3 protein-coding genes are annotated in these 4,276 nt (G+C 55.3%); all 3 read left to right on the top strand.

Going from position 1 to position 4,276, the window contains the following annotated elements:
- Positions 1-1,257, top strand: a 1,257-nt coding sequence (locus RDK48_RS14915) for a methyl-accepting chemotaxis protein (protein WP_308588061.1), incomplete at its 5' end; no start/stop codon positions are given.
- Positions 1,258-1,662: 405 nt separating this feature from the next.
- The gene (locus tag RDK48_RS14910; RefSeq protein WP_298993800.1) at positions 1,663-2,388 is read left to right on the top strand and encodes an MIP/aquaporin family protein; all 726 of its coding nucleotides are present in this window, start codon (positions 1,663-1,665) and stop codon (positions 2,386-2,388) included.
- A gap of 96 nt (positions 2,389-2,484) precedes the next feature.
- Positions 2,485-3,981, top strand: coding sequence for a glycerol kinase GlpK (gene glpK, locus RDK48_RS14905; RefSeq protein WP_240824270.1), 1,497 nt, complete (start codon positions 2,485-2,487; stop codon positions 3,979-3,981).
- Positions 3,982-4,276: the final 295 nt, after the last annotated feature.

Raw genomic sequence — 4,276 nt, 5'->3', positions numbered from 1 at the left:
TGGGAAAGCCACAACCTGAACACGTTAAAGGACGAGCTTGCCACAAGCCTGATCCTGCAATGGGTTCTGACCGGAATTTCAATTATTACTGGCTCGCTTGGGGCACTTTTTACTATCCGGTCTTTCATGGCGCAGCTTGGCGCGGAACCTGCCGATGTGGCAGAAGTGGCGCGCAAAATTGCCCACGGCGATCTTGACGTGGATATGAGCCTGCACGGCGGCCGTAAAAACTGCGGACTGTTTGCCGCCATGCGCGAAATGCGCGACAAACTCAACGACAGCTTCACCCAGGCCTCCACGCGGCAGGCTGAGGCGGAACAGCAGGCCGAAGCAGCCCGCAAGGCAACTGCCGAAGCCCAGCAATCAAAGCTGATGGCCGAAAGGGCCAAGGCAGAAGGCATGTTGCAGGCAGCTCAACAACTTGAAGGAGTAGTTGAAGTAATCTCTAGTGCTGCGGAGCAGCTTTCTACGCAGATAACCCAATCCAGCCGCGGGGCGGACGAACAGTCAAACCGCGTGCACGAAACTGCCACCGCCATGGAAGAAATGAATGCGACAGTGCTTGAGGTTGCCAAAAATGCCCAACTCGCAGCAGGGGTTTCTGGCAACGCTCAAAAACAGACCATTGAAGGCGTACAGATTGTTAGCACCGAGGTTGAGAACATTAAGTCCATTCATGCCAAGTCATTGGCAATCAAGCAGGATATGGGGGCATTGGGCAAACAGGCCGAAGCCATTGGCCAGATCATGAACGTCATTGCGGATATTGCCGACCAGACAAACCTGCTTGCGCTTAACGCCGCCATTGAGGCTGCCCGGGCTGGCGATGCGGGCCGGGGCTTTGCCGTGGTGGCGGATGAAGTGCGCAAACTTGCAGAAAAGACCATGACAGCCACCCGTGAAGTTGGGGACGCCATCACCGGTATTCAGCAAGGCACGAGAAAAAATATTGATAATGTAGAAGACGTGGGCGCAGCCATTGAAGAAGCAACCACGCTCTCTGCCCGCTCTGGCGATGCTTTACGGCAAATACTTGAGTACGTAGAGCATGTTAACGATCAAATCCAGGCAATTGCCGCTGCAAGTGAGCAGCAGTCGGCAACCAGCGAAGAAATCAACAGATCAGTCGAGCAAGTCGCAACCATTTCTGCCGAAACTGCGCAGGCTATGGATCACGCAAGCAAGGCAGTGGATGCCCTCTCCCAGCAGACGGCGGCACTGCAAGGACTAATACGCGACATGAAAACTCACGGATGACGCACCTTTTGTTCCCGCTGTCATGGCCGCCTTCGGGCGGCCTTTTTACTTTTCGGACGGATTTATGATACGGCAATCTGAATAAAACTACGCTATAGTAATAATAATCTTTACCGTTTGTAACAATTGCAATGTACTTGCAATCTTTTTTCCATCCCATTATATATCAAATATAGGATTAGTATTCCTTACAAACATATAACCAATTGTGATGCTCCGGCTCAATCTGTATCAGACACGCACGTTTTGTAAAACGACACTCAAATATCAAAGAGCCTTCGGCATCCAAGCAGAAAGGAAAATTGCGCCAAGCAGTCCCCCCATTTTTACCAGCAAGCTATTGGAACAGGAGATGGCAAGTCTAAAGACTCGCAACCATATCAACAACTTGTGAAGGATATGCCCATGACCAACCTTCTTGGTGAATTTTTTGGAACGATGATTCTGATTACCTTTGGTGCGGGCGTTGTTGCCTGCGTTTTGCTTAAAGACTCCAAGGGCAACGGAGGCGGCTGGATTGTTATCACGGCGGGCTGGGCTTTTGGCGTCATGCTCGGCGTATTTACCTCGGTGGCGCTTGGCGCGCCTCAGGCTGACCTCAACCCCGCAGTGACCCTGGCCAAAACCATGCTGGGCGTCTACGGCGCAGGCCAGGCGTTCGCAACCATGCTGGCGCAAATCGCTGGCGGTTTCACCGGTGGTGCCATCGTGTGGCTTGCCTACCTGCCCCACTGGGCGCCCACTGAAGATCCCGGCCTCAAACTGGCTGTCTTCAGCACCGCGCCTGCCATACGCAGCTACGGCCAGAACTTTCTGTGCGAAGTTATTGGCACATTCATGCTGCTTTTTGGCATCTTTGCCATTTTCCACACCAACAATGGCACCCTGCCTTCTGGTTACGGCCCCTACATGGTGGGCATCCTTGTGTGGGCTCTGGGCCTCAGCCTTGGCGGCCCCACCGGTTACGCCATCAACCCCGCCCGTGACCTTGGCCCCCGCATTGCGCATGCAGTGCTGCCCATTGCCGGCAAGGGTTCTTCTGACTGGGCCTATGCCTGGATTCCGGTGTGCGCTCCCATGGTCGGCGCTGTGCTTGCCTACGTTGTGGGCAAGGCCGTAGGCCTGATCTAGCCGTTTTGAGCAACTCCGTGCTGCCATGCAACGTGCAGGTTTCCAGACGCCTGCGCTTTGCGGCAACAAACACCAACCATGCTTTCGGAGGATTATATGGCTCATAAATACATTCTGTCGCTTGACCAGGGAACAACCAGCTCGCGCGCCATTCTTTTTGACCGCGATGCCAACATCGTACAGGTTGCCCAGCGGGAATTCACTCAGATATTCCCCCAGCCCGGCTGGGTTGAACATAACCCCAATGAAATCTTTGACACGCAGTCGCATGTTGCCAAGGAATGCCTGAAACACGCCAACGTGCAGAGCAACGAACTGGCCGCAGTGGGCATCACCAACCAGCGTGAAACCACGGTTGTGTGGGACAAAGCCACCGGCGCTCCTGTATACAACGCCATTGTGTGGCAAGACCGCCGTACGGCAGGCTTTTGCGACCAGCTGCGCGCTGCTGGCAAGGCTGAGGTCATTCGTGCGAAAACCGGCCTTGTGCTCGATGCCTATTTTTCCGGCACCAAGGTGCGCTGGATACTCGACAACGTGCCCGGCGCGCGTGCCAAGGCCGAAGCGGGCGAACTGCTTTTCGGCACCATTGATACCTGGCTTATCTGGAACTTCAGCAAGCGCGGCGCGCATGTGACCGACCCTTCCAACGCCAGCCGCACCCTGCTCTTCAACATCCACACCGGCCAGTGGGATGACGAACTGCTTGAAATCATCGGCGTGCCGCGCGCCATGCTGCCCGAGGTGGCCCCCTCCTCCAGCGTTATGGCTCAGACCCACCCCGAATTTTTTGGTCAGGCTGTGCCCATCGCGGGCGTGGCTGGCGACCAGCAGGCCGCTACCTACGGCAATGCCTGCATGACCGAAGGCATGGCCAAAAACACCTACGGCACCGGCTGCTTCCTGCTGCTCAACACCGGCACCAAGGCCCGCGAAAGCAAGAACAACATGCTGACCACCGTGGCGTGGGAAACGCCCAAGGGCCGTTATTACGCCCTAGAAGGGAGCGTTTTTGTGGGCGGCGCAGTGGTGCAGTGGCTGCGTGACGGCCTCGGCTTTATCCGCGATTCTTCTGAAATGGAAAGTCTTGCCATCACCGTGCCGGACAACGGAGGAGTGTATCTTGTACCCGCCTTTGTGGGCATGGGCGCTCCCTACTGGGATCAGTACGCCCGAGGCACCATGGTGGGCATCACCCGCGGCACCAACCGCGGGCATATTGCCAGGGCGGCGATTGAATCCATTGCCTTGCAAACCCTCGACATCATGGAGGCTATGCAAAAAGACGCGGGCGTTCCCCTGACCACCCTGCGCGTGGACGGCGGCGCAAGCCGTAACAACATGCTCATGCAGTGCCAGGCCAACCTCACAGGCGTGGTTGTTGAGCGCCCCATGGTTACGGAAACAACCGCCCTTGGTGCCGCCTACCTTGCCGGTCTGGCTGTGGGCTTCTGGGAAAGCGAAGAACAGCTCTGCGCCCAGTGGAAACTTGACCGCCGCTTTGAACCCAACATGCCCGAAGACCGTCGGCAGGAACTGCTGCACCAGTGGCACCGCGCTGTGGAGCGGGCCAGAAGCTGGATTGAAGAATAAGTTTCTCCCCGGCTAGAACCGGACGCACAATACATAAACAACAGGGCTGCTCCATTGGGGCGGCCCTGTTTTGCGTGCTAATCAGCTGCGTAGGTTATGAGTTGTTATATGTTTATAACATCATGTTATTGAACATTATTTTAAAATTATTATGTGTATTATCTACCTTGCAAATTTTTACGAATGTAGCTAATTTGACATTGAAATTAAATTTCAAACCTGCTAATCCGTGACCTCACTTGAGCAGTGTTCTCAATCCTGCCCGCACGTCTGAACGTGAACGGCGCGTTTCGCC

Source organism: uncultured Desulfovibrio sp., from assembly GCF_902477725.1.
Classification (GTDB): Bacteria; Desulfobacterota; Desulfovibrionia; order Desulfovibrionales; family Desulfovibrionaceae; genus Desulfovibrio.
Note: the sequence above shows the minus strand (reverse complement) of the source record. Positions and strands in the feature narration are given on the sequence as shown.